At 43.7% G+C, this 23884-nt stretch carries 21 protein-coding genes and 1 pseudogene; 1 reads left to right on the plus strand and 21 read right to left on the minus strand.

What is annotated here, in order from left to right:
- Positions 1–236: 236 nt before the first annotated feature.
- The 8 genes from G5B06_RS05860 to G5B06_RS05895 all read right to left on the minus strand — a co-directional run bounded on the left by G5B06_RS05860 (position 237) and on the right by G5B06_RS05895 (position 8756).
- Positions 237–1988, minus strand: coding sequence for an alpha-amylase family glycosyl hydrolase (locus G5B06_RS05860; protein ID WP_173761628.1), 1752 nt, complete (start codon positions 1986–1988; stop codon positions 237–239).
- A gap of 210 nt (positions 1989–2198) precedes the next feature.
- Positions 2199–2429 (minus strand): hypothetical protein, encoded by a 231-nt coding sequence (locus G5B06_RS05865; RefSeq protein WP_021978019.1) that lies wholly within the window; start codon positions 2427–2429, stop codon positions 2199–2201.
- A 114-nt stretch (positions 2430–2543) separates the two neighbouring features.
- Entirely contained in the window at positions 2544–3776 is a 1233-nt protein-coding gene (locus G5B06_RS05870; protein WP_173761629.1) for an MYG1 family protein, read from the minus strand.
- 112 nt (positions 3777–3888) lie between these two features.
- Positions 3889–4713: a MerR family transcriptional regulator gene (locus tag G5B06_RS05875; protein WP_021978017.1), complete on the minus strand. Its 825-nt coding sequence runs from the start codon at positions 4711–4713 to the stop codon at positions 3889–3891.
- Entirely contained in the window at positions 4703–6073 is a 1371-nt protein-coding gene (locus G5B06_RS05880) for an MATE family efflux transporter (RefSeq protein ID WP_021978016.1), read from the minus strand. Before G5B06_RS05880 ends, G5B06_RS05875 begins: the two co-directional genes overlap by 11 nt.
- A gap of 308 nt (positions 6074–6381) precedes the next feature.
- A complete protein-coding gene (locus G5B06_RS05885) occupies positions 6382–6801 on the minus strand; it encodes a hypothetical protein (protein WP_021978015.1) in 420 nt (139 codons plus the stop codon).
- Between the two features lie 129 nt (positions 6802–6930).
- Complete coding sequence (locus G5B06_RS05890; RefSeq protein ID WP_021978014.1) at positions 6931–8172, minus strand: Y-family DNA polymerase; 1242 nt, start codon at positions 8170–8172, stop codon at positions 6931–6933.
- Between the two features lie 14 nt (positions 8173–8186).
- Positions 8187–8756: a hypothetical protein gene (locus G5B06_RS05895; protein WP_118070017.1), complete on the minus strand. Its 570-nt coding sequence runs from the start codon at positions 8754–8756 to the stop codon at positions 8187–8189.
- Between the two features lie 190 nt (positions 8757–8946).
- Here G5B06_RS05895 and G5B06_RS05900 point away from each other — a divergent pair, with 190 nt between their 5' ends.
- A complete protein-coding gene (locus G5B06_RS05900; protein ID WP_118070015.1) occupies positions 8947–9453 on the plus strand; it encodes a hypothetical protein in 507 nt (168 codons plus the stop codon).
- Between the two features lie 114 nt (positions 9454–9567).
- Here the strand turns inward: G5B06_RS05900 and G5B06_RS05905 are convergent, their stop codons facing one another.
- The 13 genes and pseudogenes from G5B06_RS05905 to G5B06_RS05965 form a co-directional block, all read right to left on the minus strand.
- A complete protein-coding gene (locus G5B06_RS05905) occupies positions 9568–10143 on the minus strand; it encodes an AAA family ATPase (protein WP_021978011.1) in 576 nt (191 codons plus the stop codon).
- A gap of 34 nt (positions 10144–10177) precedes the next feature.
- Positions 10178–11347 (minus strand): D-alanyl-D-alanine carboxypeptidase family protein, encoded by a 1170-nt coding sequence (locus G5B06_RS05910; RefSeq protein WP_118063832.1) that lies wholly within the window; start codon positions 11345–11347, stop codon positions 10178–10180.
- A complete protein-coding gene (locus tag G5B06_RS05915) occupies positions 11344–12519 on the minus strand; it encodes an FtsW/RodA/SpoVE family cell cycle protein (protein WP_173771535.1) in 1176 nt (391 codons plus the stop codon). The genes G5B06_RS05910 and G5B06_RS05915 overlap by 4 nt, the downstream gene beginning before the upstream one ends.
- A 3-nt stretch (positions 12520–12522) precedes the next feature.
- Positions 12523–12762 (minus strand): cell division topological specificity factor MinE, encoded by a 240-nt coding sequence (gene minE, locus G5B06_RS19595; protein ID WP_021978008.1) that lies wholly within the window; start codon positions 12760–12762, stop codon positions 12523–12525.
- A gap of 46 nt (positions 12763–12808) precedes the next feature.
- Positions 12809–13596, minus strand: a pseudogene (gene minD / locus G5B06_RS19600) (septum site-determining protein MinD).
- A gap of 58 nt (positions 13597–13654) precedes the next feature.
- A complete protein-coding gene (locus G5B06_RS05930) occupies positions 13655–16552 on the minus strand; it encodes a penicillin-binding transpeptidase domain-containing protein (protein WP_118063830.1) in 2898 nt (965 codons plus the stop codon).
- Positions 16537–17064: a rod shape-determining protein MreD gene (gene mreD / locus G5B06_RS05935; protein WP_021978005.1), complete on the minus strand. Its 528-nt coding sequence runs from the start codon at positions 17062–17064 to the stop codon at positions 16537–16539. The genes G5B06_RS05930 and mreD overlap by 16 nt, the downstream gene beginning before the upstream one ends.
- Positions 17054–17950 (minus strand): rod shape-determining protein MreC, encoded by an 897-nt coding sequence (gene mreC / locus G5B06_RS05940; protein ID WP_173761632.1) that lies wholly within the window; start codon positions 17948–17950, stop codon positions 17054–17056. The genes mreD and mreC overlap by 11 nt, the downstream gene beginning before the upstream one ends.
- Before the next feature lie 13 nt (positions 17951–17963).
- On the minus strand, positions 17964–18977 hold the full coding sequence (locus G5B06_RS05945) for a rod shape-determining protein (RefSeq protein WP_021978003.1): 1014 nt from the start codon (positions 18975–18977) through the stop codon (positions 17964–17966).
- Between the two features lie 12 nt (positions 18978–18989).
- Positions 18990–19700, minus strand: coding sequence for a RadC family protein (gene radC / locus G5B06_RS05950; protein ID WP_021978002.1), 711 nt, complete (start codon positions 19698–19700; stop codon positions 18990–18992).
- Between the two features lie 105 nt (positions 19701–19805).
- A complete protein-coding gene (locus G5B06_RS05955) occupies positions 19806–21407 on the minus strand; it encodes an NAD(P)/FAD-dependent oxidoreductase (RefSeq protein WP_173761633.1) in 1602 nt (533 codons plus the stop codon).
- 2 nt (positions 21408–21409) lie between these two features.
- Complete coding sequence (locus G5B06_RS05960) at positions 21410–22609, minus strand: NAD(P)/FAD-dependent oxidoreductase (protein ID WP_173761634.1); 1200 nt, start codon at positions 22607–22609, stop codon at positions 21410–21412.
- Positions 22606–23880, minus strand: coding sequence for an aminotransferase class I/II-fold pyridoxal phosphate-dependent enzyme (locus tag G5B06_RS05965; protein ID WP_173771537.1), 1275 nt, complete (start codon positions 23878–23880; stop codon positions 22606–22608). Before G5B06_RS05965 ends, G5B06_RS05960 begins: the two co-directional genes overlap by 4 nt.
- Positions 23881–23884: the final 4 nt, after the last annotated feature.

The following is a 23884-nucleotide window of genomic DNA, read 5'->3' on the forward strand; positions in this document are numbered from 1 at the left end:
ATGATAAAAGCAGTGGAGATTTCTGTCTTATTTAAGGTGGAAAGCTCTGCTGTTTTTTGTTCTCTTGATTTACAGAAAAGCAGGATCATAACTTTACATAATATATTTTATGTAAAGTAAATGTTTGGATCGTTTTTATAAATTATTTTTATAAATTTCTACAAAAAAACAAGGCTTTCCGCGTAAGACCGGATTGCCTTGTTTTTTTTATGGAATGTTCGTTTATTATTTATTTCCTATCGAAAGCTCTTCAGCCAGTTCACCAGGGAATCATGCCAGATGTTATCGTATACCGTCTTTTTCATCTGGTCATCTACAGAGCCGTTTCCTGCCATTTTTGCAAGGATGGCAGCCTGAAGTTCGCCTACGGTCATCTCTTCCGGTGTTTTGTTTGGATTCGGGGTAACAGTTTCGGCTGTTTCCTGTGAGCTGGAAGGTTCTGTTTCCGGAGTGGACGAAACATCTGATGGGTTTGCTGTATCGTCAGAATCTTTATCTGTATTTGCGGCTGTTGAAGCCTCTGCTTCCTGAGCAGTTTCTGCTACAGTGCCATTTTCGTCCGCCGGCTTCTCTTCTGTCTCAGATGCAGTATTTTCTTCTTTTGCTGCAGCCGTTTCCGGAACTTCAACCTGTACTGGCTTGTATTCCGGCATATCTCCTGCAGGAAGCCAGATCTCACCGCTGTTTGCTGCAACACGAACGCGGATACGTCCACCCTGTGCGGAAACTTTCTGTCCGGTAAGTGCACCTACGTATTCCGGTGCGCTTCCTGTTGGAAGATTCATCTCTGCGTCGCTGTCATCGTTATTTACGGTAACGATCACGCGCATACCCTCCAGATCTCTTGCAAAAGCAAACTGACGGTTTGTAAGAGCCAGTTCTGCGTAGGAACCGTAGCTTAATGCAGGAGTTCCCTGGCGTACTTTTCCGAGAGCTGCGATCAGAGCAGTACAGGGGTTCTTTGTTGTGGCTTCTTTGTAATCTTCAAGATCAAGTGCCGGACGTAAGCTTGCATCGGAAAATTTCTCTTTTTTTCCTTCGATCCCGAATTCAGATCCATAATAGATGCTTGGAACGCCAGGTAAAGTATAAAGAAGTACGTGTACCGGGGCAAAATGTGCCTTGTTCTGTAATTTGGTATGGATCCTCTCCACATCATGGTTGTCCACAAAATTGTAAAGATCCAGATCTCCCATATTCTGGAGATATTTTACTGTGTGGGCAATTTCAAAATAGTTGTGGTCATTATGACCGCTGTAAAGGGCTTTGTGAAGGGCATAGTTGGTTACACTGTGAAGTGTCTGACCGTTTACCCAGCGGCTGTAGTCTCCGTGGATTACCTCTCCCATCAGCCAGAAATCTTTTTTAACTTCATCGGCTGTGTGGCGGAGAATACGCATGAAATCAAAATCCAGAACATCGGCGGCATCCAGGCGGATTCCGTCAATATCAAACTCGGAAACCCAGAAACGGATTACATCGCAGATATAGTTCTGTACTTCCGGGTTGCGCTGGTTCAGTTTTACCAGAAGGTTGTATCCGCCCCAGTTTTCATAAGAAAAACCATCATTATATTCGGTATTTCCGCCGAAATTTACATTACAGTACCAGTTTACATATGGGGAATGCTCGCGGTTTTTCTGGATATCTTTAAAAGCAAAGAAATCGCGGCCTGTATGATTGAATACACCGTCGAAGATAACACGGATGCCCTTTTCGTGGCAGGCCTTTACAAAATTGGTGAGATCTTCGTTTGTTCCAAGACGGGAGTCCAGTTTTTTGTAATCGGTTGTCTCATAGCCATGTCCTACACTTTCAAAAAGCGGACCTATATATAAGGCAGTACATCCGATTTCCTTGATGTGGTCGATCCACGGCAGCAGTGTGTTCAGTCGATGTACAGGAGTTCCGTAATCGTTTTCTTTCGGAGCGCCTGTAAGTCCAAGTGGATAAATATGGTAGAAGATTGCTTCGTTGTACCAGCTCATAATATTACACCTCTGTTCTAAAAATTTGCAATTTCCTGATAATTAGAGAAATTACACAAATATCTTCTTTATAATACCAGATTATCATCATATAATCCAGAATAAATTAGTCAGTTTTTCAGCAGAAAATCCGGCAGATTGTCAACTGCCGGATCTTAAGCGGATCAGATAAGTCTCCCGGAAGGGACAGATATCCGATCAACAGAATGTTTATTCATCAAACTCCGCGGTAACGATAAAGCCACGTGGTGTATGTTCAATGCTTTTGATGATCCCCTCTTTGGATTTGATGCGGTCTGCGTTTCTGTAGCAGCCGGACATGGCTACGGCAGGTTCGATGATGTAGCTGTAGTTTGTGGCAGAGAGAAATTCGGAGATTTTTACCTTATCTCCTACCTGGATCAGCCCCTGTCTTTCCATTTTAAATTTTTCTTCTCGCATAAATATGCCTTCTTTCTGTATGAATATGCAGCATGAATATATCTGCAGATAATATTATACATGTAACCGAATCAAAGAGTCCCCTGCGAGTTGCGAATATCCGCCTGGCGGACTTTAAGAACCGGAGGGAATCCGTACCAGAAGTTTCTGTCCATCTTTTTCTACCACGGTAAGGATTGGGATATGTTTTTTTCGCAGTGCATGGACGAGTGGGTACAGAGAAAACATGGCATTGTCCGCAAAAACTGCTTCCGGCTTATATCTGAGGATTTCCTTCATCTGGATTTTTATATGGCTTTTCCATTCTGTTTTTTCCATGGAAAGCTCTCCATAGATCCCGTTTAATGTTAATTCCGGAAGCTGAGGAACCGGCAGATGCACGATCCTGGCAGAAGAAAGATCCGGAAGATTTTGAAGCAGCATGTCTGTCTCTTCATTTCCACCAAGGCTCACGATCACAGCTTCTTCATGAAACGCGGCAAGACTGCTCCGGCAGGCGAGAATGGAATCCTCAAGGGTTCCGCATGTCATGAGAAAACCGCCTTTGTGGCAGAAGATCGCACTTTCAAGGCCGGTTACCGAAGCCAGCTCCTCTCCTTCCAGGCCCAGCCAGGAAGAAGGAAAGCTGCATTTATAATTCATGGAATATTCTTTTTTCTGTGGCTGGATACAATAGCCGCCCCGGTTGGATGGAAAGATCACAAAAGCGATATTGGTTTCGGAAAGGCGCTTCTGGCAGGGAATAAATTCCGGAAGTACCAGGATATTGGTATTTTCTGCCGGAGTTTCACCGGAAGCCAGGGCTTCGGTGTGTTCTGCAAGAACTTCTTCCACTCGTCTGTCCGCACGCTCATTTCCAAGGTAACGCTCAAATTTATTTTCCAGGATCATGCCGGCGACACTGACTGCCTGGAAAAATGCCTCGTCATTGCTGCCTTTGGAATCCCATCCAGGATTAAAATTGCCGATGAGCGTGGCAAGTTCGTTTTTTTCACCGGTATTGTCATTGATATCCAATGGCTGGACAAAGGATTCATCGAATTTCTGTGCCAGCTCCTCACCGAGGATTTCCGGCCCGAGTTTTTCCCAGAGAAGACCAAATGCCGCATAGGGAACGCCGTTGTCACGGATACGGCTGTCTTTCTGGTGGTGGTCATACTGCCCTCTTCCAATATCAAAAACAAGACCTTCATAATTTTCCGGAACAATGTTTCCACGTGCGATGGTGATCTCAGGATTCAGATATAAAAGCAGTGCGGCAGAAAAAACATCGTCTGCATGAAATTTTCCGCTGTGGGTAAATGCGGATGCATTTTTCTGTTTAATTTTTTCCAGTAAATGATTCATATGAAACGCTCCTGTGTGTTTATTCTGCCATTCAGTATACCACAGAAATGAAGAATAAACAAAGCCTCCTCACTGGAAGCTTAAATAAGCACTCCATGAGAAGGCATAAATTTCAGATATTTACCGGGATCTGGATTTCCGTAACAAATTTATCGGTATTGTTTGTAATTCCATAATCGATCAACGTGGTTTCTCTGGAAAATCCGGTGATACAGAGTTTTTTCTCTTCAATGTATGCAAGGAGTTTCTGATAATAAGCCGGTGCTTCCCTGTGGCTTCCGCAGAAACGGATGGTTACGCAGGTCTGTCTGGGAAAAGTTTCCGTTTCTCCGTCATATCGGTCTTCCTGATCCAGAAGAAGAAAGATCCGGTCGTAATCCTGAAAAGATTTTTGGGAAAGCTGTTCTTTGGAGATCCCGATTCCGATCTTTCCCATAAAAACCAGAGATTCCTTCTGATTTTCTACCAGTTTTCGGATGGAATTCTCAAGATCCAGATATGTTTTCGGATGCAGGGAATCCCGGAGCCAGACAACGCGGCTTTCGGGAATTTCGACAGTTTGGATCACATCAAGCCTGGAATTCATGGCATCCCGGAGCTGTTCCAGGCGATGGTCGATCTTTCGGGAGATCAGCTCCAGCTCTTTTTGCTTCCTTGCGATCACTTCTTTCTGATGGACCAGCTTTTCTTCGATCACATCGGTATCACGGTTATCCAGAAAAGCTTTGATCTGGGCGAGTGGAAAATCCAGGACTCTGAGATAACGTATGGTGTTGAGAAGCTCAAACTGTCTGGTGCCATAATACCGGTATCCAGTGTCCGGGTCTGTATATTCCGGTGTTAAAAGACCAGCCTGCTCATAGTGGCGGAGAGTCCCCATACTGATATGGAACATTTTGGCTACTTCTCCGATAAGAAATAATTTTTTATCTTCCATTGGAATCTCCTTTGCATCTGGATACAGGACCAGGACCGGCATGGTGTTTCAACCAGAAATAGGCGATCAGGCAGATCAGAACCGAAAGCAGAGAACCTGCCGGCGCTGCCATTCCCATAGGGAACAGCGTATGGGGAAAATATCTGGAAGCCAGATAAGATCCCGGGATACGGACCAGAATAATGGCAATGATATTGTGGATAAAACCAATATAGGATTTTCCATATGCACAGAAATATCCGGTAAAGCTGAAATGGATGCCTGCAAAAATGCAGTCCCAGATATAGGAATGGATATACTGAGTGCCAAGAAGTACGACCGTGTCATCTCCGGTAAATGCCTGAAGGATATGTGGAGCGGTAAACTGAACGATCAATGAGATAATGATTCCGTAAACACTTGTGATCAGGATGCTGTACTGGAGCGTTTTTGCCGCACGGTCATGCTTCCTGGCACCGATATTCTGAGCAGCCAGAGCAGAGACCGCAGCCAGCATGGAAGACGGAACCAGAAAGACAGCGCTGATCACTTTTTCCACGATACCAACAGCAGCTGCGTCATTTAATCCCCTGTGATTGGCGATCACCGTGATCACAATAAATGCAACCTGGATATATCCATCCTGTACAGCTACCGGGATTCCGATTTTCAGGATCTGCGTCATCACATGAGGATCCGGGCGGAAATCTTTTCCTGTAAGATGGATTCCGGTTTCTCTGTGGCGAATGAATATCAGGGCAATGATCACACTGAGAGTTTGGGCAAGTGTGGTTCCAAGGGCTGCTCCGGATGGTCCCATATGGAAAAAGCCAATGAAAACGTAATCCAGTACAATATTGGCAGCACAGGCAATGGCCACAAAATACATGGGAGTTTTGGAATCACCAATGCCACGGAATATGGAGCTGATTATGTTATAAGCTGTAATAAAGGGAATTCCGATAAAACAGATGATAAGATATTGTGTGGTACCTGTCACCGCTTCTGTCGGGATACCGATCAGTACAACAATGGGCCTGACGAGGAGAAGAAGCAGGAGCGTAAAAAGAATGGAAACAGCCATGAATAATGTGACCGTGTTTCCGATAGCTCTGGCTGCGTCCAGCTTCCTGTCTGCGCCGACAGCCCGGCTGATGGTAACGGTTGCGCCCATGGCCAGTCCTACAATAATGACTGTTAACATATGCATGACCTGGCTTCCGTTTGATACAGCAGTGATGGCATCAACATGGTCAAACTGTCCGATGATAAAAAGATCTGCCATTCCGTAAAGTGTCTGAAGAAAATAAGATAACAGGTATGGCAGGGCAAAGTACACAATAGTTTTAAAGATATTTCCGGTTGTAAGATTTTTTTCCATGATTCTCTTTTGTCTGATCGGTCGGATGTATTAGCCGGATGGCAATATTCCCGGTCAGATAACCTCCCGGATATAATTTAAACCTTATAACGGTTGTAATGTCAATGCTTTTTTGCGTGATTTACCATATGAGGAATCGGCTTGCAATCAAGAGGATATTCGCAATCCGCATTCGCTACTTGCTCATAATCGAATAACTGTGAAGCAGTTATTCGATTAAAAAAGGAATCTGCCCTGCGACAGATCCCTTTAAAATTTACGTTCTTTTATGTTTTATGTACAAAATAGGACGTTCATATTCAATTTTATTATAATGCGCAGATAATCTTATCCTGATATGCTGCCGGAACTTCTTCTTTATCCAGAGACATACTGATAATAAAGGAAACTTTGAAGGTTTCACCGATGGCACTTAACTGATCCAGTGTTCCGGTTGCATCCTTTCCTTCAAGTTTGGCTGTTGTAAGGAAGCTGTCCAGATATACCTGCTCCAGATCATGATCCTGAGAGAGGATACCACAGATAAATCCTACGAATTCATCCGCATTCTTAACCGGAAATCCGGAAACATCAATGAGGCGGACTTTGTTGTTCAGCTCATACATGTGCTTGGTGCTTTTGTCTAAGTAAACAATGCTGCCGCTGGCATCCTTCACAGCCCCGTTTACTTTGTCTAACAGTACTTTTGTTTTTCCTTTGCCTTTCTTTCCTACGATCAGTTCAACCATCCTGTTTTCCTCCTTAGACACATATAATAATTTTGAATAAAATTGCTATTGATATGTTTCAAATTATAGTGCATTGTGAATAAAATTGCAAGGGGTTTTTGAAAGAATCTGGTAAATTTTCATCAAACATTATTGTTCTCTCTCATTTTCCATCTGCGCTTTTGCTTTTCTCCCGATCCGGGCGGTACTGTTCATGATACTGGCGCGGGTAACCTTGTCATTTCCGTATTTAAGTCGGATAGAATCCAGGGCTGCATCCAGTTTCTGGCGGCGTTCTTTTTCCCTGGTATCTTCAAAGAATGATAATTGTTCAAAGGAGTCGTCGGTAAGTCCGGTAAGTGATACCCCCAGAAGACGCAGCGGCTGTCCTCTCCAGGATTCTTCAAAAAGCTTTCGGGCGTGGAAATAAATTTCGTCGGTGATGTCTGTGGCGTTTTTCAGTTTCATCTGGTGTGATCTGTTCTGGAAATCCAGCGTTCGAAAGGTTACAGAGATGCAGGTACATTTTTTCTTTTTGCGGCGCATACGAGCAGCAAGGACATCGCATTGTTCCAGAAGGATTGGAAGCGCCTGCTCCATGGATACCAGATCATCATTAAAGGTTGTTTCCAGACTGAATCCCTTAGCTTCATCTGGTTTCATTTTTACCGGGGAGTCATCCAGACCGCGGGCGTACCGGTATAACTGCTGTCCTGCTTTTTCACCCAGAAGTGCCTGGATCTTGGGCTTTTTCTCATGGGCAAGATCACCGATGGTTCGTATACCCGCCTCCTTAAGCTTCTTTTCAGAGGATTTTCCAAGGAAAAGAAGATCTCTTACGGGAAGTGGCCACATTTTTACAGGGATCTCTTCCGGGAACAGGGTGTGTACTTTATCCGGCTTTTCAAAATCTGAGGCCATTTTTGCCAGCAGTTTATTGACAGAGATGCCGATATTTACAGTGAATCCCAGTTCGGTCCGTATCTTATCTTTCAGCTCATGGGCAGTTACAATCGGATCCGGGTAAATGTAGGAGGTGCCAGTCATATCCAGAAATACCTCATCAATGGAAAAGGATTCCATCACAGGGGCATAGGATGCACAGATACTTTTGAAAGACCTTGAATATTTATCATAAAGCTCAAAATCTGCCGGAACGGATATCAGTTCCGGGCATTTACGAAAGGCCATAGCCATTGGTTCTCCTGTCTGGATCCCGTATTTTTTTGCAGGGATGGATTTGGCAACTACGATGCCGGTCCGTTTTCTGGGATCTCCGCCAATGCAGGAAGGAATTTCACGGAGATCCGGAAGTCCCTGCTTTACTCTTCGGGTGGCTTCCCAGGAAAGGAAGGCACTGTTTACATCAACATGAAAAATCAATCGTTCCATACATACTTCTTCTTTCAATCATGATCAAGTAAATCTGAATTGTGAATATCCGCCCGCAATTGCTTAAATAACATCCGATATTCGTCTTCCACTTCCTGGAAAGGACGGACTGTATAATCTATGGGAACACAGACCGATGGTTTGGGCTGCGGCGGTTCTTCGTTGAGAAGAAATTTCAGATCATACCAGAGAAGATCATTATCAATGTTTTTCAGCTGTTGCTCCTCTTTGGCAGAAAGTCCGGTGCCCAGATATTTTTCATATATGATGCAAAGAAGCTTTTCTTCCTGTCGCTGATATTCGGGAAGGCTTTTTTTAAACGGTCTGGGAACATCAGACATATAGCATTCACTGGCATCATGAAGAAGAGCTGCCAGTGCAAGACGTCTTGGCAAGCCACGGGCCATGGCTTCCTTTGCACAGAGGATACAATGCTGTCCTACGGAAAAAAAGGTCTTTACATGGCCATTTCCGCGGCATAAAAGAGAAAGGGCATGTGCGATATCAACTATGCAGATCCGTTCTTTTTCAGGTTGTGTGGGATCAAAATGTTTTCCCGTATAAGTGGTGATACAGTTACTCATGAAATATCCTGCCTTTCTGTGTAAAATACTCGATGGCTACATGGAAATCAATCTTATTGTTTATTATAAACACGAAGGGAAAATGTGTCTACACTGCCCAAAAATAAATTTCATGAAAAACAATAACAGGTTTACAAATACGACTGGTTCTGTGCTATAATACAAAAAAATGACAGGGAGACTGACGTCTATGAAACATATGGAAGAAATGAAGATCGCCGGACTTGCCATGGCATTATGTATTGTAATGCTTGGGATTTATATTGTGGTCCCCAAAGATGGAAACATTTCTCATCTTACGGCAATTCCGGATAACAACGCAGCGGAGCCCGTTCCTGACTCAACTTCACAGGGATCCGTAGATGCAGATTCTGACAGTGCTGATTTTCCAATCTATACGGAAGACAGTTATTACAGTGGATCGGATGATTCCGATGATAACACAGATACCGGTGATCCAGATACCGGAGACGACGGAAATTACGATCAGGGATATACTCCTGATGACGGGAACGTTAATGACACTTCTGATCCAGATACTTCACAGGGAGATGATACAGGAGATACTGGTGATATATCCGATAATGATACTGGTGATGTTGTTGATGATGGTACGGATACCGGTGACAATTCTGATTCGGAACTGGATGACAGTAGTTCCGGAGATACCGGAGATGATACCGTAGAAGTCTACTGATCTTCAGAAAACACATGCATAAATAAAAAACAGGTACGCTTCATGAGCAGGTTTGACCAACTCACAGCGTACCTGTTTTTTTATCTGCCTGACAGATGAATCTTATTGTCTGGTTCAGATACTTTTTTTCTTCAGATTAATGTAATCAATGATCAGCTGAGCAGATTGTTCGATGCCCACAAGACCGGTATCAATAGACAGCTGATACTGGTTCGAATCACTCCAGGAGGTATTGGTGCAGGATTTATGGAACTGCTCTCTTTTTTTGTCTGTTTCCCGGATCTGTTTTCGTGCTTCTTTATCAGAAACATGGTCGCGCTCCATAATACGATGTACCCGATGTTCCATATCTGCATGGAGATAAACAGTGGTGACATCTGGCATATCCTGATATATGATATTGGCACATCGTCCGATCATAACAACAGATTTTCCTTTGGTAAGTTCCCGTACCAGGCTGAATGAATTCGTCATTGGATTTCTTTCACCATAATTCATTGCGATGGAATATAACAGGCTGTTTACCGATTTTTCATCAAAGAAATCGCTGTTTTCCTCGAATTTACCGATTTTTTTTGATTCTTCCAGAAGCTTCTTTTTGTCATAAAGCTCCAGTCCCAGTTTTTCTGCCAGCAGAACACCTACACGGTGCCCGCCACATCCACATTGTCTGTCAATTGTAATGATCATTGCCTTGTCCTCCTTATGATGTAATGATTTTCTGTCAGTTGATATTCTGAAGCAATGATGTCATTTCCTGATACAGAACATCTTTGGAAGATGCACCCATAACAATGGAAATAAAAGGCTTTCCGTAAGCATTCTGGCTTAAAAGAGCCAGACAGTTTCCTGCTTTATCCGTTGTTCCTGTTTTTCCACCGAGGATGGTGACATCCTTCGGTGTTGTGGCCTCACCGGTAAGGTAATGGTCAGTAGCGGTTAAGGTAGTACTTGCATCTGAGCCATCCGAATGTTTGTAGGTAACTGTATAGGACGACATCTGCGTGATGTCTGTAAATTCCGGATAATTCAGCGCCTCTTTTAACATCAGATAGATATCATAAGGCGTTGTATAATGATTTTCGTCCTGAAGGCCATGAGGATTGGTAAAATGAGTTCCTGTGCATCCAAGCTCAGCGGCAAAACTGTTCATCATTTCCACAAATTTATCTGTGGAACCGCCTACATGTTCTGCAATGGCAGAAGCTGCATCATTGGCGGAATAGACCAGAAGGCAGTGAAGCAGCTGGTCCATGGTGACCTGGTCGCCTTCCATAAAACCTGCAACCTGTGACCCGGATTCAAGCGTAACATTTTCCTGGGAGATCGTTACGGTATCATCCATATTGCCGTATTTCAGAGCCAGCATTGCGGTCATGATCTTTGTGATACTGGCTGGATATACCTTATTGTAGGCACCTTTTGCATAGAGGACCTTTTTGTCACTGAGGTTCAAAAGAACACCGGACTGGTTATCATCCAGACTGACCGAGTCCAGAGGAACATCCTTGGTAACAACGCAGAGATTCTGAGCAAAGCCCTCTGCTCTCTGTTCCTCTTTTGAGACCAGTGTATTATCAAATTCGGAAAAGGCGTTGAAAGAATTAACCGGGGTGGAAAAATTCCCGCCTTTTAACATGTAGACTCCAAATCCCCCTGCTCCACACAGGACGACCAGCAGAAGAAGCAGAAGAACGGTATTGCGGATCTTTTTGCGGCGCATCCGTTTCATTCTGACTGACTGTGTTTTGCGCCTGGAGGGAACAGCTTTTGCAGATGGATCAGAAACTCTGTCTTTCCCAGCGGAAGCTGTGCGAGTTGCGGCTTTGGAAGACCGATGTCCGGGAGTACTTCCAGGACGTGCAGTTTTTTTCACAGGTTCTTTATGTGTCATAAATATTCCTCTTTCCGAAAGTAGGCATCCTTTTTCTGCTCTTTCTTTTGTAATTCTTTATTATATGCACTGCTCTGAAGTCCTACATTAAGAACGAGTCCCATACCAATGAACAGACTGATCAGAGAGGTAAGGCCATAACTTACAAAAGGCAATGGAGTACCGGTATTAGGCGCAAGACCGGTAGCAACACAGATATTGATAAAACTCTGTATGGAAACAATGCTTCCCACTCCACAGCATATAATCTTTCCGGCAAGATCCTTAGCCCGCAGGCTCATCCGGATACATTCAAAAGTGATCAGAAACAGCAGCACTACGATCAGAGTACAGCCAATAAATCCATACTGCTCTCCTGCCACCGCAAAGATAAAGTCTGTCTGATTCTCAGAAACAAAGTTTCCATCATTTACGGAAGTAACACTTGTATCATTGCTGAAAGCACGCCCTACAAGTTCTCCGGAGGCAATTGCTGTTTTAGAGTTATTCTGCTGTTCAATATCATCCGCATATTCTTCGTTCTCCGGATACAGGAACGACATAATACGGTTTCTCTGATAATCCTGAATCAGTTTCTGATCTGGCTGTACAACAATGGACAGAAAAATAATTGCAAGAGGAATTGCAATCAAAGCCGCTCCTCCGATAATTTTGTAACTGAGTCCTGCAATGTAGATCAGAATACAGAACAGAATTACTACCGTAATTGTATTTTTCATATCCGGCTGTACATAGATCAGCATTAACGGAATTACCAGAAGAACTGCTGACTGTGCCAGAGTTTTCAATGTATTCAGATCATCTTCGTGATCCATGAAAAATTTTGCAAAAAACAGGATAATGATGATTTTAGATAACTCTGTCGGCTGGAAGCGAATAAAACCAAGATCCACCCATCTTGCTGCGCCGTTGGCACTTGAGCCGAAGAAACGAACCGCCAGAAGCATTACAATATTAAAACCATACATGATCCATTGAAAATTCAGCAACCAGGAGTAGTCCATCAGTGAAAGCGTCAGCATAAAGACCACTCCAATAATTACACCCAGAAGCTGACGGGTGCGGAGATAATCGGCAGCTGTTCCTACAAGATGGATTCCAATAAAGCTGATCGCCAGGAGAAAAACTACTAGACGAAAGTTGTAAAACCGCAGCTTATACTGTTTAATCATAAATTATGCATCCCTTTTCTTAAGTACAGGTATGACAGCATGCAGAACAGGTGGTTCCTGTGAAATCTGTATGGTCACCCTCGTTTCATCAATTACAACGTATTTTTTTACGGTATGTATGAGGTCATTCCGCAAAAGTTTCATCATCTGTGGAGAGCAGTCTATGCGTTCCGATACAAGAAGAAGTTTCATTCGGTCACGGGCATAACCTGCGGAGCGTTTTTTTTCGGAGAAAAACCGCATATTTATTCCTCCCTCTGTGATGAAAAGATAATCTGGCAGTGCTTATTTATCTGCGAAAAATACTGCCAAGCCGTTGGAATACACTGCTTTTTCGCCGGACGGTAGTATAGGGAACATCTTCTCCAATAAGTCGTCGACAGATATTGCGGTATTCCTCCTCTGCCTGTGAATTTTTCCCAGACAGTGGTTCACCCTGATTTGTGGAAATTACAATCTGTTCATCATCAAGAATGGCACCGATCAGATCTACAGCAAGGATTTCCAGGACATCTTCTACTGACATCATATCTCCTTTTGCGATCATTTCAGGCCTGAGCCTGTTGATAATCAGCCGGATATCCCGAATCCCTCCGGATTCCAGCAAACCTATGATACGATCTGCATCACGGATTGCGGAAACCTCCGGAGTTGTTACCACAAGGGCACGATCTGCACCGGCTACCGCATTTTAAATCCCTGTTCAATTCCGGCAGGACAATCCAGAAGAACATAATCAAATTCCTCCCTGAGATCGTCCGTAAGCTTGATCATCTGTTCCGGTGATACAGCAGTCTTGTCCTTTGTCTGTGCAGAAGGAAGAAGGTACAGATCCTGATGCCGTCTGTCACGGATCAGAGCCTGTTTCAGGCGACAGCTTCCATTGATGACATCTACCAGGTTATAAACAATACGGTTTTCAAGTCCCATAACAACATCCAGGTTTCGAAGTCCGATATCCGTATCCACAACAGCAACCCGTTTTCCCAGGGCCGCCAGCCCGGTCCCGATATTTGCTACCGTAGTGGTTTTACCCACGCCGCCTTTTCCGGATGTAATGACAATGACCTCACTCATATTTTCTGATTCCTCCCATTAAAATGTTCCACACTTCTGGTATCCTCATAAAGTCTGTTTAGTCATTCGATACATTACTGGTGTCGCTTGCGGCATAACCAGTGAGAATGGTGCTTTCATCTGCAAGTCCGAAAATGTATTTAAAAATATCATTAGCTGCAAGGCAGGCATTACCGGATGCATATCCGTTTGCGATTCGAACGGATATTGCGTATTTCGGTTCGGAAACCGGAGCATATCCCACGAAAAGAGCATTATTTGGATGATAGTAATCAATTTCGGCAGTACCGGTTTTTCCGGCAACTTCCACACCAAGTCCGTTAAACTGATCATGAGTCTGCACTACACGGTACATACCATCATGGATATCATCCCATATATTGCTGGAAATGTCCAGCTGTCCCTCTGTTTCAGAAGGATATTCCTTGATCAGTTTGCCCTTGGAATCTGTTACACGGTCCAGCAGAGAAAGCTTGTAGATCGTACCGGATGTAGCGATCGTTGAAGCATATCTTGCAAGCTGGCTGGTGGTAAACATATTCGTACCCTGTCCCATATAGGAAGGAACTGCGTTTTTGTCTGAAATCTGAGGAGAAGCTTCAGAAATTTCAATGCCAGTTTTTTTGTCGAGTCCCATAAGGGATGCATACTTCTGAAGCATACCAAGACTTCTTGCTTCAGAAAAGTTTCCTTCGGAATCTTTTCCAAGTTCAAAACCGATCGTACTGAAAAATACGTTACAGGACTGCTCGATCGCTCCACGGATATCCAGAGCTCCGTGCCCCTGTTTATTCCAGCAGTTGATCGGTGGTGTTACAAGATCGAAACTTCCTGTACATTCAATATAAGTACCGTCATCGATAACACCTTCTGACATGCCTGCAACGGTAGATAATATCTTCAATGTAGAACCTGGAGCCGTTCTCTGCTGTGTTGCCTTATTAAAAAACGGACTAGAAAGATCAGTTGATAATTTGGCATAATAATCAGTATCCATATTATTGGTCAGTCTGTTATTATCATAACCAGGATAGGAAACGCAGGCAAGAACATCTCCACTTGTAGTATCAGTAATAACAGCAGAAGCAGAACATGGTGCCAGTGCAAGCTGAGCTGGAGTGATCTCAAGACTGGCAATCTTTCGATACATAAAGGTATATGCATCCAGACCTCCGGAAAGCATTGTCTGATACAGCTCATCTTCTTTGGAAAGAACTCCCTGTTCATACAGAACAACACAAAGTTCTTCACCACTGATGGTGTCTTCCTGAAGCATATATTTGTACAGAAGCTTGGAGAATCCGGTATCTGTCTTCAGATAGTCGATAATATAATTTGTCAGTGCCTGATAGATTTCTTCAGAATCCAGATATTCATTAGAAGTGGAAATCTGAGAAATATCAATCCAGTTCTGACTGGCAGCATAATTCAGATAATCTTTCAAACTGATGCTCTCATCATTTTTCCATGCTTTATATGTTTCATCAGAGGTATCAATGGAATCACTTTTCAGTATGTTTAATGTGTTTGTTAAAAGATCATCACAGATATAGGTAAGATATTCCTGCATTTGTGAGTCTTCGTCTTTATATGCCGGAGGATTATCTCCTGTCAGCCTGTTACTTATTGTATCAAAAACCTGTTGCTGTTTTTGCTGAAATTTGGCATATAAATTTTTTTCTGTATCGGATGCATCATCGTTACTGAATTTATTGATATCAATAACGCTGTTGGCAATAAGAGCATTATATACAGAGTAGATTGGAATTGTGATTTTACTTGCGTCTTTCTCTGCTTCATAATCAAAACTCTTATCAGGGGTCAGTTTGGAAAGAACAATACCGGCTACACGCTGCTCAAGAATCTGGTAAATACTCTTCTGCCAGTCAGAATCAATGGTGAGATACACATCGTTTCCGGCTATTGGCTCAACAGTTTTGGAATTATCAATATCAAGAACTTTTCCAAGATTATCAACTGTAACGGTTTCTTCACCGTCTTTTCCCTGAAGCTGAAGTTCCATATACTGTTCAATCCCGGCTTTTCCGACAATGGCATCATTGGAATAATCTGGATTATCTTTCCGAAGAGTTTCCAGTTCTTCAGAAGAAGCCTGACCGGTATAGCCAAGAATCGGTGCCATACTCTCATCTTCCACATATTGCCTTGTGGAATCTTCCACAATATCAATTCCCTGAAGTGCGGATTGATTTTCTTTTATGGCAGCAACTGATTTTTCGCTGACATTCGTTGCAATCGTTACCGGCATATATTTTTTGAAACTGTTCGTATTCAGCTGATAGCGCATGATCGCAATTTCAAGGATTTCCTGTTTGGTAAGCTCTTTGGGGAGAGAATGCGCTGCCAGCTCTTCGTCAGTATAGGCATCTTTTCCGTAGAGTACAATGGAAAATCCATTGCTTCCTGTAAGATAATCCATCATTTGTGCTGCAGTTGCGTTTTTCTGCTCATCACTCAGATTATCAATCTGTGCTTCACCATAAACATCTGCACGAAAACGGTTCAGAGTAAAACCTTCCTCCACATCGAAAGCATAATCACCGTGATCATTAACAATAATATGAAAATTGTCGGCCAAACTGTCCCCGTTTTTGGAGAGAATCTGCAATACCTGGTATGCGATACCATTTAATGCCAGATTTTTTTCACGTGTGCTGTTATATGTTCCACTATCTTCAAAAGTAACAGAATAGGCAAGAACATTGGAAGCTACAACAGTGCCGTTTCGGTCATAGATATTTCCTCGTGTACTTTTGATCACACGTGTTTTTGTGGTACGTGTCTGAAATTTACTGATATAGTCTTCTCCCTGTATGATCTGCAGGCTGAAAAGCTGCCGAACAAGAACAGATGAAAGAAAAACAAATACGATCACAAGAACAGTAGTACGTTTCAGACGGATTTTTTTGATGATTTTTTTTATTTTAATTCCCAAATAGACTCACTTTCTTTCCTTACAGTATCCATTAAGTGGTAGTTGATCCAGTAAAATATCCGATATACGATAATTGTGAGAAAAACCGTATAAACAATCTCGGGGATAATAATTCTGTATATGTAGGTCAAAAATCCAAGTCGGCCCCGGAGAAGAAACTGAAGGCCGTATACAGACAGATTATAAAGAAGATCTGTTCCTGCTACAAGAAAAAGCGGAACTTTCAGATCATCATCATAAAAGCTGCGGAATGCGTAGCCGCTGATATATCCTGCATACATATAAATCAGCGCATAGAAACCAAACAGTGATCCGTAAAAAAGATCAATAAAAAGTCCTGAAAAAAATCCTGTCCAAAGTCCGACTTTTCTTCCGCGCATCAATCCCATGGCTACACACAGGATCAAAGGCAGGTTTGGCGTAATGGAACCAATGGAAATGTAATCCATTATTGTACATTGCAGGAGAAAACAGACAATAATGGTAATAAATAATACTATTTTATTTTTCATTGGACGCATCCTCCGTTTTGTCTATTGCGTCCTGTTTATTGACGGTAATGACAAACACATCTTTCAGATGGCCGAAATCAACGGGTGTAACGATCGTACCTGTTTTTGTCAAGTTATTGGGATCCTGTTGGATTTCGCTGACATAACCGATAAACAGTCCTTCCACGTATTTTTCGCTGATATTTGAAGTGACAATACGTTCTCCCACGGTTACTTTGTTATCCTGGTCATAGAGCTGTTCAAAACTCAGTTTTCCCTCATCGATCAGCTCCAGATCTCCGGTAACAACGCAATTATCAGAAGTGCTGACAGCCATGGCACTGACATTACTGCTATCATCAATAATGGAACGAACGGCAGCCCATGATGGGCCAACTTCCGTGACGATCCCGACAAGTCCTTTTCCTGCAATTACGTTGTTGTCAACATGGATTCCATCATTAGTACCTTTATTGATCATAAATGTATCGTACCAGTTGCCTGGATCTTTGGAGATGATCCTTGCCGCAACTTTTGGATAATCAGTGTATTCCTGATCAAGATTATAAAGTTCTTTCAGCCTGGTAAGTTCTGTCTGATCCTGGATCAGGATATTATTCTGTTCGGTAAGACTGTTGATCTGATTTTTAAGTTCCTCGTTTTCCTGAAGTACGTCCTGCTTATCACGAAGACTGTTTTTTACATCTCCGAACATATTACTGACACCGGAAATGCCCTTTTCAAAGGGAACAACCAGAAATCCGGCCACATTCTGCAGAGGTGCTGAAGTTGTTCCGGAAGCTGCGGTAGCAACAATACAGCTTCCACAGAAAAGTGTCATGATTACCAGAAGATGTTTGCTTTTTAAATTAAAATGAAAACGCACTTTTTTTCGGATGTTTTTCATTATATATGCCCCTTTACAGTTTTTTCTGCTTTACAGGCTGTGCCCATCTGCGCAGTTCTCTGTCGTGAATGATCTTTTCCAGTCCATGTACAGCAGAAGTTTCGTACAGATCAGAAAGATTAAAGGCAAATCCTGTATAACTTGCCAGATAGTTGTCGATATATGGAAGTCGAGTACTGCCACCGGTAAGGTAAATTCCCTCTTTTGCAATATGATAGGCAATCTGTGGTGGTGTACGTTCCAGAAATGTTTTCATTTCTGCCGCGATCTGATTTACGCAATTGGTGATTCCCTCATTAACAACATAGGCGGAAACAACTTCTTCTCTGGGAAGTCCGGAAACGCTGTCGATTCCTACAACTTTCCGGGCTTCCTTTTTCTGGTCGTTAAGCCGTCCCATGACTACTTTCAGGCGTTTGGCCGTACGTGTTCCGATCTGCAGATTGTAATGTTTACGAATCTCACTGCAGATGGATTCATTCATCTGCCGGCCTCCAAGAGGGATCTTACGGCTTATGATGATCTTGCCATCTGTAAGGATTGAAAATTCTGTACTCTGTGCACCAATGTTTACAACCATACTGCCTTCATTTTTTTCAAGATTGATGTTCATGGCTACCGCATCTGCAATCGGAGATTCTACCATGAAAACCCGGTTTTTTCTAAGCCAGTGTCCATTGACCAGATGATAGTAGGCTCTTTTTTCAATGGCCGTCATATCAAGAGGAACCGAAAAAAACATATCCGCACCAAGGCCGGATGTATGATCGATCTTTTTCAACATGCTGTAAAGTACGATTTCCTGTAATTCGAGATTCGCAAGCATTCCAAAAGCCATGGGAGAATCTACAGAAATATCCGAAGGTGATTTTTCAAACATTTCATAGGCCTCATTTCCAATAGCAAGGATTCGACGCCCCCGGTAGGCAACCATGTTTTTTTCTATGTAAGTTTTATTTCTGAAAAAAGAATAGACTTTTACAGAGCTGCTCCCCAGGTCTACCCCGTAATTATTTCTAAAAAGCATAAATCTGCCCCTTCACTTAATATACTCATCAAAAATCCCCTTTTCCCGGAAACTGATGTACCTGTGATCTCCAATGATAATATGATCCAACAGATGGATTCCAAGAAGCTCACCAGATTCGAAAACCCGTCTGGTGACTTCCAAATCGGCCTGACTGGGGGAAGGATCACCGCCTGGATGATTATGCACAAGGATCAAATTTACAGCATGATATTTTACAGCTTCTACAAAAACTTCTCTTGGAGTGATCAGTGTGGCGGTGGCAGTCCCACGGCTTAAAAGCTGCTCTCCTGTGAGATGATTATGTCCGTCCAGCATCATACAGTACAATAATTCCTGTTCTTCGTGACGAAGCTGTTCCATATAATATTTTGCAATTGTGACAGGATGCTGAAAAGACAGTTCCGGCTTCGCTGCAGCAGTTGCCATACGTTTGGAAAGCTCCCCGATGCATTTCAGCTGTATGGCTTTTACCTTGCCAATCCCATGGATCTTCATCAGCTCCGGTACAGAAGCATGAAACAGACCCAAAAGTCCGGAATGACCTGTTTGTTCCGATAAATTAAGGATTTTATCAGCCAGTGTCAGAGAACTTAATCCCTGTACGCCACAGCGCAGAATCACAGCAAGAAGCTCACGATCGCTTAAAGACTGTTCTCCCTCCCGAAGACATTTTTCATACGGGCGCTGATAATCTGGCATTTCCATTATAGTATCTTTCATATGATTTCCCTTTTCGCTCTCGAAGAAGGGTATGCAAAATTGCAGAAGTTATTTTAGCATAAAAAAGCAGGAATGTACACTCTATCCCGGAAATTTCCACTTTTTTCACATTTTATTTACAGGCAGGGCATAAATGGAAGCTACTGCTTCTGCCACTTTAATTCCGTCCATTGCTGCAGATGTAATGCCACCGGCGTAACCAGCGCCCTCTCCGCAGGGGTAGATTCCTTCTATATTGGAAGTGAGTTTTTTTGGTTCCCGCACGATCCGGACAGGAGAAGATGTACGGCTTTCTACTCCTTCCAGCAATGCATCCGGCCGGTCAAAACCGGAAAGTTTTTTTCCAAAAGCATGGATTCCGGCTTCAATGGAATCCCCGATCTCTTTCGGGAAAATGCTGCGGACATCGGTAAGTGTATAGGCTCCTTTGATACAGGGGCTCACATCTCCAAGTTTGATACTTTTCTTATGCGCACAGTAATCTTTGAAAAGCTGTACCGGAACTTTTCCGTTTCCGGCTTCCCAGGCAGCACGTTCCAGCTTTCGTTGGAGTGCGATTCCTCCAAGAACGCCTTCCTCCGGAAAATCAGAAGGATTTACTGTAACGATGATGGCACTGTTGGCATTACGGCTGTCACGTGCCTGGTAACTCATCCCATTTACTGCCAGCATGCCTTCCTCAGAAGAAGCATTTACCACATAGCCACCGGGACACATGCAAAAAGAATAAACGCCACGTCCGTTTTCCAGTGTATGGGTAACTTTGTAGCTGGCTGCGCCCAGGTAATCATTTTCCGGCTCTCCGTAAAGATCCTGGTTGATCATGGTCTGTGGATGTTCCACTCGTACTCCTACTGCGAAAGATTTTGGCTCCATGGAAAGATTGTGCTTGTTCAGCATGGCAAAAGTATCTCTGGCACTGTGGCCGGGAGCAAGAACGCAGATTTCTGCCGGTATTTCTTCTTTTTCATTGACGATGACAGCCGCAAGTTTCTGGTCACGGACCACCAGATCAGTCACTGTGGAACGGAATCGGAATTCCCCGCCCATTTCTTCAATCTGATGGCGCATAAACTGAACGATTCCCACAAGCTGATCCGTACCAAGGTGGGGTTTCTGCTGGTAAAGGATTTCAGATGGAGCTCCTGCTTCTACAAATCTGGAAAGGACTTCTTTTCCTCTTCCGTAGGTATCTTTTACCAGAGTATTCAGCTTTCCGTCGGAAAAAGTTCCCGCACCGCCTTCTCCGAACTGCACATTGGAATCCGGATCCAGGATGCCGTTCTTCCAGAAATTTTCTACAGTTTCCTGGCGTTTATCTGCTTCTTCTCCACGTTCCAGTACCAATGGACAGTATCCGGCTTTTGCCAGATACCAGGCGCAGAATAATCCGGCCGGTCCGCTTCCGATCACTACCGGTCGATGGGACAATGTTTCAGAACCAGGTGTCGGAAAATGATACTTTTTCTCTGCGGTTAACATAATGTTTTTATCGTGAACCTTTTTTAAAACACGGGATTCATTATCCACTTTAATGTCTACAGTATAGACAAATTTTTTGTCCTCTTTATGCCGGGCATCCAGAGATTGTTTTCGGATCTCATAAGTGAACGGCTGATTTCCAAGGTGAAGTGTTTTCGCTATTTTTCTGTGAAGCTGCTCTTCTGTATGGGTGATGGGAAGCTTCAACTGTGTGATCCGGATCATTGTTATTCCTCCTTTGCTGCCCAGATACCGGCGGTAGCTCCACTTGACCATGCCCACTGCAGGTTGTATCCACCGCAGGTGCCGTCAATATCAAGGAGTTCTCCGGCAAAATAAAGGCCTTTATGAAGTCTGGATTCCATGGTTTTACTTTGAACTTCAGAAGTATCCACGCCGCCGGAACAAACCTGTGCCTGTTCAAAAGAAAGGCTGTCTTTTACCGGAAGGCGAAAATCATTGATCCCATGGATCAGATCCTTCTGTGCACATAAGACACGGATCAGTTTTTCCGGAAAAAGTCCGATGAGAAGTTCTTTTTCTGTTTTATAAGGGCAGGCTGTTTTTCTCTGTTCCAGGTATTCTTCCAGTTCTTTCTGGTTCAGTTCCGGAAAAAAATTTATGGAAAGCTCTGCGTTTTTGTTTTCGTGAACCGCTCGGATGGCGTAGCGGGAAATCTGAAATACCGGGATCCCGGATACACCGTAATCGGTAAGCTGCAGTTCTCCCTGCTGAGAGGCTGCCGGAATGCCATCTATATAAAGGGTTATCTTACCTTCTGTCCGCACACCACTCCAGCCGGAAAAAGAATTTCCCTTACATTTCAAAGCTGTCAGAGCTGGAAGAGGTTCGATCAGATGATGTCCGAGACTTTCTGCGATTTTGTATCCACTTTCACTGGAACCTGCAACGGAAGAGGCGCGGGAACCGTTTGCAAGAATCACGGCATCACCATTGTAGGTCCATCCGTCAGTATGGATCTTCCACTGTCCGTTTGTGAAAGACACGCCGGTAACAGTCTGATTGGTTTTCAGTTTTACTTTCAGGCTGCGTGCTTTCATGGTAAGAACATCTACCACACTCTGCGCCTGGCTGCTCCGGGGATAGATCCATCCGTCGCGGTCTGTGGTACAGATTCCCAGTTCCTGAAAAAATTCCAGAGTCTTTTCCACAGGAAACTGTGCCAGGGCATCTTTGACAAATTCCGGATGGGATCCCCGGTAAGCGTTTTCATCCTGGTTCAGATTTGTCATATTACAGCGTCCATTTCCTGTAGCACAGATTTTTCTTCCGGGACGGTCATTCTGTTCCAGAACCGTAACCGCTGCTCCGTTTATGGCAGCCTGAATAGCCGCCATAAGGCCGGAAGCACCTGCTCCTACGACAAAGACCTGCTTTTTTAAGTCCTGTCCTTCGGATTTTTTCATAATTTCACAAGTTCCTTATCAACCATATACTGAAGAGATTTCAGGATTCCAAGTTTAGCATGCTCCCAGGTAAGACCACCCTGGAAATAAACAGCATAAGGTGGTTTCATAGGACCATCGGCAGAAAGCTCGATGGAAGAACCCTGGATGAAAGCACCTGCAGCCATGATGACCTGACTGTCATACCCTGGCATATCCCACGGTTCCGGTGTCACAAAACTGTCTACCGGTGCTGCAGCCTGGATACCCTGGCAGAATGCTACAAGACCTTCCGGTGTTCCAAGGGTGACTGCCTGGATGATATCCTGACGTGGTTCTGTACTGTTCGGTACTACCGGGAAACCAAGTTTTTCGTAAATGTTTGCCGCAAAAACAGCGCCTTTTAAAGCTCCTTTGGTAACCATCGGTGCAAGGAAAAATCCCTGGTACAGAGAACGGTTTACACCAAGAGTTGCACCGACTTCCATGCCCAGTCCCGGACAGGTCATACGGTAGGAAGCATTTTCCACACAGTCTTTTCTTCCTGCGATATATCCGCCGATGGGGGCAAGGCCACCGCCTGGATTTTTGATCAGGGAACCCACCATGATATCCGCACCTACATCACTTGGCTCGATGGTATCTACGAACTCTCCGTAGCAGTTATCTACCATACAGATCACATCCGGTTTGATTTTCTTTACAAAAGCGATCAGCTCACCGATCTGTTTTACAGAGAAAGAAGGACGGGTCTGATAGCCTTTGGAACGCTGAATGGTTACCAGTTTTGTTTTTTCATTGACTGCTTTTCTGATGTTTTCGTAATCAAAAGTGCCATCCTCAAGAAGATTTACCTGACGGTATTTTACACCATATTCTGTAAGAGAACCGTTGGACGGACGGATTCCGATGACTTCTTCCAGGGTATCATATGGTTTTCCCACAGGGGAAAGAAGCTCATCGCCCGGGCGTAAGTTTCCAAATAATGCAATGGCAAGTGCGTGGGTTCCGCAGGTGATCTGCGGGCGGACCAGGCAGGCTTCTGTGTGGAACGTATCCGCATAGACCTGCTCCAGGGTTTCACGGCCAAGGTCATTGTAGCCATAACCGGAGGAAGCTCCGAAACATGCCTCACTGACACGGTTTTTCTGCATGGCATGGATAACCTTCATCTGGTTGTACTCTGCAGTTTTATCAAATTTTTCAAAACGTTCTTTCAGGGAATCTTCTACAGTTTTACCAAAATCGTAAACCGCGGAAGAAATTCCAAGCTGTGCATATAATTCTTTCATGATC

Origin of the sequence: Blautia luti (genome assembly GCF_013304735.1) — a bacterium.
Taxonomy (GTDB): domain Bacteria; phylum Bacillota; class Clostridia; order Lachnospirales; family Lachnospiraceae; genus Blautia_A.

What these genes read in the sequence shown, in the direction of transcription:
- G5B06_RS05865 (WP_021978019.1), bottom strand. Translation starts at nt 2,429, where the DNA reads ATGCGAGAAGAAAAATTTAAAATGGAAAGACAGGGGCTGATCCAGGTA.
- G5B06_RS05915 (WP_173771535.1), bottom strand. Translation starts at nt 12,519, where the DNA reads ATGATTAAACAGTATAAGCTGCGGTTTTACAACTTTCGTCTAGTAGTT.
- G5B06_RS05860 (WP_173761628.1), bottom strand. Translation starts at nt 1,988, where the DNA reads ATGAGCTGGTACAACGAAGCAATCTTCTACCATATTTATCCACTTGGA.
- G5B06_RS05875 (WP_021978017.1), bottom strand. Translation starts at nt 4,713, where the DNA reads ATGGAAGATAAAAAATTATTTCTTATCGGAGAAGTAGCCAAAATGTTC.
- G5B06_RS05895 (WP_118070017.1), bottom strand. Translation starts at nt 8,756, where the DNA reads ATGAGTAACTGTATCACCACTTATACGGGAAAACATTTTGATCCCACA.
- G5B06_RS05900 (WP_118070015.1), top strand. Translation starts at nt 8,947, where the DNA reads ATGAAACATATGGAAGAAATGAAGATCGCCGGACTTGCCATGGCATTA.
- G5B06_RS05880 (WP_021978016.1), bottom strand. Translation starts at nt 6,073, where the DNA reads ATGGAAAAAAATCTTACAACCGGAAATATCTTTAAAACTATTGTGTAC.
- mreC (WP_173761632.1), bottom strand. Translation starts at nt 17,950, where the DNA reads ATGAAAAACATCCGAAAAAAAGTGCGTTTTCATTTTAATTTAAAAAGC.
- G5B06_RS05890 (WP_021978014.1), bottom strand. Translation starts at nt 8,172, where the DNA reads ATGGAACGATTGATTTTTCATGTTGATGTAAACAGTGCCTTCCTTTCC.
- G5B06_RS05955 (WP_173761633.1), bottom strand. Translation starts at nt 21,407, where the DNA reads ATGATCCGGATCACACAGTTGAAGCTTCCCATCACCCATACAGAAGAG.
- G5B06_RS05910 (WP_118063832.1), bottom strand. Translation starts at nt 11,347, where the DNA reads ATGACACATAAAGAACCTGTGAAAAAAACTGCACGTCCTGGAAGTACT.
- mreD (WP_021978005.1), bottom strand. Translation starts at nt 17,064, where the DNA reads ATGAAAAATAAAATAGTATTATTTATTACCATTATTGTCTGTTTTCTC.
- minE (WP_021978008.1), bottom strand. Translation starts at nt 12,762, where the DNA reads ATGCGGTTTTTCTCCGAAAAAAAACGCTCCGCAGGTTATGCCCGTGAC.
- G5B06_RS05905 (WP_021978011.1), bottom strand. Translation starts at nt 10,143, where the DNA reads ATGATCATTACAATTGACAGACAATGTGGATGTGGCGGGCACCGTGTA.
- G5B06_RS05960 (WP_173761634.1), bottom strand. Translation starts at nt 22,609, where the DNA reads ATGAAAAAATCCGAAGGACAGGACTTAAAAAAGCAGGTCTTTGTCGTA.
- G5B06_RS05885 (WP_021978015.1), bottom strand. Translation starts at nt 6,801, where the DNA reads ATGGTTGAACTGATCGTAGGAAAGAAAGGCAAAGGAAAAACAAAAGTA.
- G5B06_RS05945 (WP_021978003.1), bottom strand. Translation starts at nt 18,977, where the DNA reads ATGCTTTTTAGAAATAATTACGGGGTAGACCTGGGGAGCAGCTCTGTA.
- G5B06_RS05870 (WP_173761629.1), bottom strand. Translation starts at nt 3,776, where the DNA reads ATGAATCATTTACTGGAAAAAATTAAACAGAAAAATGCATCCGCATTT.
- radC (WP_021978002.1), bottom strand. Translation starts at nt 19,700, where the DNA reads ATGAAAGATACTATAATGGAAATGCCAGATTATCAGCGCCCGTATGAA.
- G5B06_RS05965 (WP_173771537.1), bottom strand. Translation starts at nt 23,880, where the DNA reads ATGAAAGAATTATATGCACAGCTTGGAATTTCTTCCGCGGTTTACGAT.